The 4,111-nt window shown below is 49.1% G+C and carries 6 protein-coding genes; 1 reads left to right on the forward strand and 5 read right to left on the reverse strand.

Annotation, left to right across the window (positions count from 1 at the left end; all coding sequences use genetic code 11):
- Positions 1 to 337 precede the first annotated feature (337 nt).
- From G7Y44_RS10065 to G7Y44_RS10075, 3 genes are all read right to left on the reverse strand, one after another.
- Positions 338 to 901: a flavin reductase family protein gene (locus G7Y44_RS10065; RefSeq protein WP_165249618.1), complete on the reverse strand. Its 564-nt coding sequence runs from the start codon at positions 899 to 901 to the stop codon at positions 338 to 340.
- 235 nt (positions 902 to 1,136) lie between these two features.
- Positions 1,137 to 2,180, reverse strand: a complete 1,044-nt coding sequence (locus G7Y44_RS10070; protein WP_165249620.1) for a type II TA system antitoxin MqsA family protein — start codon at positions 2,178 to 2,180, stop codon at positions 1,137 to 1,139.
- Positions 2,173 to 2,523: a hypothetical protein gene (locus tag G7Y44_RS10075; RefSeq protein ID WP_165249622.1), complete on the reverse strand. Its 351-nt coding sequence runs from the start codon at positions 2,521 to 2,523 to the stop codon at positions 2,173 to 2,175. Before G7Y44_RS10075 ends, G7Y44_RS10070 begins: the two co-directional genes overlap by 8 nt.
- Before the next feature lie 229 nt (positions 2,524 to 2,752).
- On the opposite strand from G7Y44_RS10075, the gene G7Y44_RS10080 reads away from it, so the two are divergent.
- Positions 2,753 to 3,184, forward strand: a complete 432-nt coding sequence (locus tag G7Y44_RS10080) for an MOSC domain-containing protein (protein WP_165249624.1) — start codon at positions 2,753 to 2,755, stop codon at positions 3,182 to 3,184.
- 18 nt (positions 3,185 to 3,202) lie between these two features.
- On the opposite strand, the gene G7Y44_RS10085 is transcribed toward G7Y44_RS10080, so the two are convergent.
- Complete coding sequence (locus G7Y44_RS10085; RefSeq protein WP_165249626.1) at positions 3,203 to 3,493, reverse strand: hypothetical protein; 291 nt, start codon at positions 3,491 to 3,493, stop codon at positions 3,203 to 3,205.
- Positions 3,494 to 3,716: 223 nt separating this feature from the next.
- Positions 3,717 to 4,111 (reverse strand): ATP-binding protein (locus G7Y44_RS10090; RefSeq protein WP_241159252.1); only part of this gene is annotated, 395 nt, incomplete at its 5' end.

Consider the following 4,111-nt stretch of genomic DNA (forward strand, 5'->3'; position numbering starts at 1 on the left):
CTTCATACACGTAAACGATGCCTGTAGCCTTGTCGGTCTGCCTTATCTGAGCCATTTTCTGTCTCCTGCACTGCCTAAACAACGTCATAATTATAACCTATGACGTTGTTTCTTGCAACAAAATATGAGGCACAGTGCCCCATATTGGAGGAATTACCACAAGATCATGTGGCAGGAATCAAATCACGTCATGGAAAAGCGGGAATTCAGGCAGTCAGAAACAAGCAACCATCATATACGTGAGGGAACGTTCCTTCAACCATAGAAACCCCGTACCGCTTACCGTTTCGAGTAAGCAGTACGGGGTATTACAAACAGCATTTGTCTTACGGGAGTTCTACATCAGCTTCATGCCTGCATCCCAAGCGCCGCCAACCTCCTCACCAACTACACGATAGATGCGACGAGTGGAGTCGTAGACGATCGGGCGCATCTTGCCGAAGTCCACGCGACCCTCATCGTCGAGCATGGTCTCGTCCACTCGCGTATTCACCACGCGCCCCACAATGCGCGCGCCGTGCTCATCACCCTGGATTTCTGTGACCTCGCATTCCATGGTGAGCGGGAATTCCTCGATAACGGGCGCGTCAACAAATTCAGAGCGCGTGAATGTCATGCCAGATGCGGCCGCCTTGTCCACATTGTTGCCGCTGGCGATGCCGAAGTAGTCGGCCTCGACTACATGCGCCGCGTCTGCTGGCGACACGGTGAACGCGCCTTTCGTCACGATGTTTGCTGTGGTCTTATGGTCGCCGATGTTGAAGCAAATTTCGTGACGGCTACACTCGCCAGCCCACGCTGCATTCATGGCGTTGGGTACCCCGTTTTCGTCGTAGCTTGCGATGATGAACACCGACTGCGGGAACAACTCGCCTGTGCTCCCTAAATTCTTAAATGACATACGCTGATCCTTTCTTACCACTTTATTGTTTCCTCGGTTTTCTTTGAAGCAGTATGGTTATGCGACAAAGAACTGACTAGTACTATTTTCAAAGATAGGTACTTTCTTAGATGATAGCTATGGGGTTTATTGAGAATTACGCATAATTTGCAACTTGGTATCCCCCTGACGCATCTGAGGTCATCGTCGCCAAAGAGGATTCGGCTGGCATGTAGTAAGTGGCTCACTGATAGGATTACAAGGAGCGGAGTTTGTTCATTCTTTCGAACATGGCACGCCCCACTTCACCATCATTTAAGGTGTACTCGATTATTTCACCATCAACACTCCCGTTCCAACAACTAAGATCATGCGAGAAATCAGATAACTCACTCGCTGAGCTGAATGAATTGACAAAGCTCGCAACTTCATCAATGAGTACAATTTCCTCTGCATTGAAAGGCTGTGTGCTTAACTGAAGGGGAACGAGTATCTCTCCCCAACCGCATTCTCTAAAACCAATCGTCCCGCGACTGACAAGTATGTACCGCACCTCGTCTTTTTGATCCATTACAGGACCGAAGGTGGCGTGTGCATAGCTAAGTCCCGTCAAGGAGCAGCTACTGCGTTCATAGCAAACCATGTCGGCGAAGAATAGCGCCTTTTGAAGTTTTGTCCAGTATAGGTCGCGACATTTGCGAGCTAGTTCGTAAACGAGAGCGGCAACCCTGTCCAGATCGAGCCGACGGTAGCCATTCGTGGCGGAGGGCTCATAAGCCTCCCTGTCTTCTAAAGTACGATGAAGACGCGATTGTTCCGCGATGCCATCGGCCATGACCTGTATGCGCTGTTCAATCCTGGCAATTGATCTGTCATTTAGCTTCTGTCTGTTTTGTGAAAGAAGCAGTCGGGCGCCTTGTATGGTCTTCGCACTCAACATCGTTGTGTTGTGAGACTGGTCGGGAATGTCGCCACGTTCGTATCGATAGATGGTCTGCTCTCCGAACCCAAGGAACCTGCTAAACTCTCTCAGAGAAAGCCCATACGAATTCCTAAGTGACTTAATATCATCAGGTGAAAGGATTCCATGAAGAGTGCGATAGGCGCCATAAGCCCGTTCGAGATTTGCGCCTTCAATACGTGTATCACCAATAATCTCGCCACAAATCGGGCAAATTGCAACAGTCTCTGAATAGTCAATTTGTTCTCCGCGCACAGAGAGTGTTGCAGACTGATCGTGAAAGTGAGCGTGAACTTCCGTATCACACTCGTGGCAGTAGATGTTCACCAACTCAGACATCAGCATCTCTTCTTTCTACATAGGCTTTTACGGATAAACACTTCGCCCGCTCAACGTCAACACGAATCGACATCTTTAAGTAGAGCAATTCTCCACGATAGATTGGCGAGAACTCAGCAACCGTCCACTTGTCAGCAAAACGAGGATCTCTGTCGGCTTCTGGACCATCGAAACAATCTTTAGGCCTCAGGGATAGGATTACGTCTGTGAGCATGTCCATTGACATGCCCTTGCTCGCCAAAAACCGTTTACTTGCTTCCCGATCAACTAAAACGAATGAATTCTTCTCCACGTATTGCTTAAGCTGACGAAGGAAGAGTTCAATAGACGCTGTAGGTTTCATAACCCTCCTTCACTACGCATATGTAATTATATGATTACATTATTTGAATCACAAGAGATAAGGGCACCTTAACGCTTGAATGCATTATCCTGAGAGTGCTACAATTCCCACGCGCCAAAGTTTCATCTTGTCAGTCGTCGTGCAGCGGCGGCAAGGTTTAATCTAATGTTGCACCGGGTGCATCGAGGTGGCGTACGATGCATCGCCTTACAGTAAAGGAGCGTGCAACATGGGCACCATCAAGGCCGTTTGCACAAGCGAAATTAAAGGCATTCAAAAAACTGAGACCGACTCCATCATACTTGAGCCCGACTGGGGCATTGAACATGATGCGCATGCGGGCAACTGGCACCGCCAGGTCAGTCTTCTTAGCTACGAGAAAATCCAGGAGTTTAACGCCCGCGGCGCAGGTGTTGCAAACGGAGCTTTCGGTGAAAATATCATCGTAGAAGGCTTCGATCTGAAGTCACTTCCCATTGGAACACACTTCCGATCAGGCGATGTTCTTCTGGAGCTGACTCAAATAGGCAAGGAATGCCATGCGCATTGTGCTATCTACCACAAAATGGGCGACTGTATCATGCCGCGTGAAGGTGTCTTTTGCAAAGTGATTGAAGGAGGTCGCATAGCGCCCGGAGATCACATAGATATTGTCGACTGACCTGACCCTATTGTCACCCTATAATACATTTTGCCCGGCGTCTTCAATGATAAGGGGTGCTATTCTCGCTTCGAACTTCATGAGCTTTTCGAGCTGCTTGTCGAGTTCTTGAAATAACTCATCCTCAGACATTTCCTCATCAACAATACAGTCAGCTGTACTGAACGGTACGTGGTAAGCCCAGTTTGCCCTCTTGGGGTGCGAAGAAGCGTGTTTAAAGAGCGACTCGAAGTGGCTCATAAGTTCAGAATCTGCGCCTTTGTGGCTCAAAGAGATCCAACTATTAAACCGCTCACCTTCGTTGTTCACAACCTCAATTAAGCCATTGTATCAAAACGATAATAATACCCCAGGGAACTCGTGCGGGTCGAATGGTAACAATAGGTGCTGATTATTGCGTCGTTTCTACTACAAGGTTCCATGCTTCGCTGCTACAGCGTTCCACGATGGGCTGATACATGGCAATCCAATGCTTTCAAACTCGAGAGGGGCGCGCAAGCGCCCCTCTCAGCCTAATAGGCTTGCTAATGGCCTAGCCGATGCGCTTGCGCATTGATTCATCGCCCTCTATGTGTATTATGTCTGAGCGATATACGATGCGATCGATAACCGCGTCAGCGATTGCACCTTCGCCCAGCTTGGCATGCCAGCCGGCCGGCGAGAACTGCGAGCATATCAGCAAAGAACCAGTGCGAAGGCGGCCCTCCACAATCTCTAGTAACTCGCGTGCCTGCTTGCCACTGACTTTTTCCAGAAGCCAATCGTCCAATATGAGCAGATCACACTTGAGGTAGCGCTTCTTCATCTTGAACCACTCCTCATCTTTTTCCACCGTAAGCTCGTCAAGCATCTCAGGAAGTCGGACATAACGAACCGAGAAAAAGGCGTTGCACGCCGCGACGCCTAAGGCGCACGCAATCCAACTTT

The sequence above is a fragment of the Adlercreutzia sp. ZJ141 genome, assembly GCF_011038965.1.
Classification (GTDB): domain Bacteria; phylum Actinomycetota; class Coriobacteriia; order Coriobacteriales; family Eggerthellaceae; genus ZJ141.

Excerpts from the sequence above, each read along its gene's own strand:
- G7Y44_RS10065 (WP_165249618.1), bottom strand. The coding sequence starts at position 901 with ATGTCATTTAAGAATTTAGGGAGCACAGGCGAGTTGTTCCCGCAGTCG.
- G7Y44_RS10070 (WP_165249620.1), bottom strand. The coding sequence starts at position 2,180 with ATGTCTGAGTTGGTGAACATCTACTGCCACGAGTGTGATACGGAAGTT.
- G7Y44_RS10075 (WP_165249622.1), bottom strand. The coding sequence starts at position 2,523 with ATGAAACCTACAGCGTCTATTGAACTCTTCCTTCGTCAGCTTAAGCAA.
- G7Y44_RS10080 (WP_165249624.1), top strand. The coding sequence starts at position 2,753 with ATGGGCACCATCAAGGCCGTTTGCACAAGCGAAATTAAAGGCATTCAA.